Below are 2,494 nucleotides of genomic sequence, written 5' to 3'. Positions count from 1 at the left end.
GTAAGCGGTGTTTCCGGACCACCTTTCGGGAGTGGTCTCGATCTGTGAGGTTGCCGGTTCTGTAAATGGGATCGGAGATCGACTTGTGTCTGGACTTGACCTTACGCTTGACCCGGAGCGCCAGCCTCGACGTTTCGAGGTGATCAACGGTGCTGGCGGCCGGCGTCAGTGGTCGGTGGATGACAAAGCGCGGATCATCGCGGAGACGCTGGAGCCGAACGCAATCATTTCCGAGGTTGCCCGCCGTTATGGCCTGAGGCCGCAGCAGGTCTTCGCCTGGCGCCGCGAAGCGCGCAAACAGGCCGCTTCGGCGCAGCAGGATTCTCCTGCCTTCGTGCCGGCGATTGTGGCGGGGCCGCCGACCGAGCCCGCAGCGAAGCGCCCAGGACGACCACGGAAGCAGAAGTCGGTGCGTGACGCCGGTGTGATCGAGCTTGAGATTGACGGCATCGCCATGCGCGTTGGCCGGGGCGCCGATACCAAGACGGTGGCCGCTGTAATCCGCGCGCTGAAGGCGACGTCGTGATCGGGCCGACGGGTGCGGTCAAGGTCATGGTGGCGACGAAGCCAGTAGACTTCCGCAAGGGCGCGGAGGGGTTGGCCGCGCTGGTGCGCGAGACGATGGGCGCCGATCCGTTCAGCGGTGCCGTCTACGTCTTCCGCGCCAAGCGCACCGACCGGATCAAGCTGATCTTCTGGGACGGCACCGGCGTCTGCCTCTATGCCAAGCGGCTGGAGGACGGCGAGTTCCGCTGGCCGAAAGTGCAGGACGGCGTGATGCGGCTGACTGCCGCGCAACTGTCGGCGCTGCTTGAAGGGCTTGATTGGCGGCGGGTCCACGAGGCGCGCCGGACCCGCGTTCCGGCGCAGGCGGGCTGATCCGCGACCAAGTGAATCAGGTCGGATTCCATTGTCGCCCGGCGTCGGCGAATATGGTCTGATCCGCTCATGGCGATGACGGCTGACCAGCTTCCCGACGATCCGGACGCGCTGAAGGCGATGGTCCTGGCGCGCGACGTCGAGAATGCCCGCCTGGTCCAGATCATCAAGGAATTGCAACGTCACCGCTTCGGCCGGCGTGCCGAGACGCTCCCCGAGGATCAGTTGCAGTTGGGGCTCGAAGAGGCCGAGCAACTCGAGGCCGCCGACGAGGAAGAGAACGAACAAGCATCTCCCGCAGAGCGTCTGGAGCGCGCCAGGAAGCGCCGGACGAACCGCGGCGCGTTGCCACCCCACCTGCCGCGGGTGGAAATGGTCGTCGACATCGAGGACCATGCCTGTCCATGCTGCCGCAATGGCCTGCATCGGATCGGCGAGGACGTGAGCGAGCGGCTCGACATCGTTCCGGCGCAGCTGCGTGTGATCGTCGTGCGCCGGCCCAAATATGCCTGCCGCGCCTGTGAGGACGTGGTGGTTCAGGCTCCGGCGCCGGCCCGGCTGATCGAGGGTGGCCTTCCGACCGAGGCAACGGTCGCCCAGGTGCTGGTCTCAAAATATGCCGATCACCTGCCGCTCTATCGTCAGGCGCAGATCTACGCCCGGCAGGGTATCAATCTCGATCGCTCTACGCTCGCCGACTGGGTCGGCCGCGCCGCCTGGCACCTGCGTCCGGTGCATGAGCGGCTGCTTGGCAAGCTGAAGTCCTCGCTAAAACTCTTCGCCGACGAGACGACCGCGCCGGTGCTCGATCCCGGCCGCGGCAAGACTAAGACAGGTCAACTCTGGGCCTATGCCCGCGATGACCGACCATGGGAGGGGAGCGACCCGCCGGGCGTCGCCTATGTCTATGCGCCGGACCGAAAGGCCGAGCGTCCGATCGCTCATCTCGCAGGCTTCACCGGAATCTTGCAGGTCGACGGCTATGGCGGCTATCGCGTGCTGGCCGACAAAAGCGGCGTCACGCTCGCCTTCTGCTGGGCGCATGTCCGTCGGCGCTTTTATGAACTGGCAGCAGCCGGTCCCGCGCCGATCGCCAGCGACGCGCTGAGACGGATCGCCGAACTCTACAAGATCGAGGATGACATCCGTGGCCGATCGGCCAACGAGCGCCGCGCGATGCGTCAGGACAAAAGCCGCGCCATCGTCGCCGATCTCGAACCCTGGCTGCGTGAGAAGCTCGGCCTGATCAGTCAGAAGACCAAGCTCGCAGAGGCAATCCGCTACACGCTCTCACGCTGGGAAGGCCTCTCGCGCTTCCTTGACGACGGCCGCATCGAGATCGACAGCAACACCGTCGAACGCTCGATCCGTCCGATCGCGCTCAACCGCAAGAACGCGCTCTTCGCAGGCTCTGACGGCGGCGCCGAACACTGGGCAGTCATCGCCTCGCTGATCGAAACCTGCAAGCTCAATGGTGTCGAACCGCTCGGCTATCTCGCCGATGTCCTCACCAGGATCGTCAACGGCCACCCCAACAGCCAGATCGACGATCTCCTGCCTTGGGTCTACATCCGGGCTCCCGAGCTTAAGGCCGTGGCCTGAGAACAGCGCTTAC

3 protein-coding genes are annotated in these 2,494 nt (G+C 65.4%); all 3 read left to right on the top strand.

The features are described from left to right. Positions 1-85: 85 nt before the first annotated feature. The 3 genes from tnpA (at position 86) to tnpC (ending at position 2,481) form a co-directional block, all read left to right on the top strand. Complete coding sequence (gene tnpA / locus ACWGTO_RS33110; protein ID WP_292696839.1) at positions 86-526, top strand: IS66-like element accessory protein TnpA; 441 nt, start codon at positions 86-88, stop codon at positions 524-526. Then, positions 523-879 carry an IS66 family insertion sequence element accessory protein TnpB gene (gene tnpB, locus ACWGTO_RS33105; protein ID WP_454578901.1) on the top strand — a complete coding sequence of 119 codons (357 nt, stop codon included), beginning with the start codon at positions 523-525 and terminating at the stop codon, positions 877-879. The genes tnpA and tnpB overlap by 4 nt, the downstream gene beginning before the upstream one ends. Positions 880-948: 69 nt before the next feature. Continuing rightward, positions 949-2,481 carry an IS66 family transposase gene (gene tnpC, locus ACWGTO_RS33100; protein ID WP_454578900.1) on the top strand — a complete coding sequence of 511 codons (1,533 nt, stop codon included), beginning with the start codon at positions 949-951 and terminating at the stop codon, positions 2,479-2,481. Positions 2,482-2,494: the final 13 nt, after the last annotated feature.

This window comes from Mesorhizobium sp. PL10 (genome assembly GCF_053714315.1).
This window is presented reverse-complemented; position numbering and strand designations above follow the sequence as displayed.

Excerpts from the sequence above, each read along its gene's own strand:
- tnpC (WP_454578900.1), top strand. The coding sequence starts at position 949 with ATGGCGATGACGGCTGACCAGCTTCCCGACGATCCGGACGCGCTGAAG.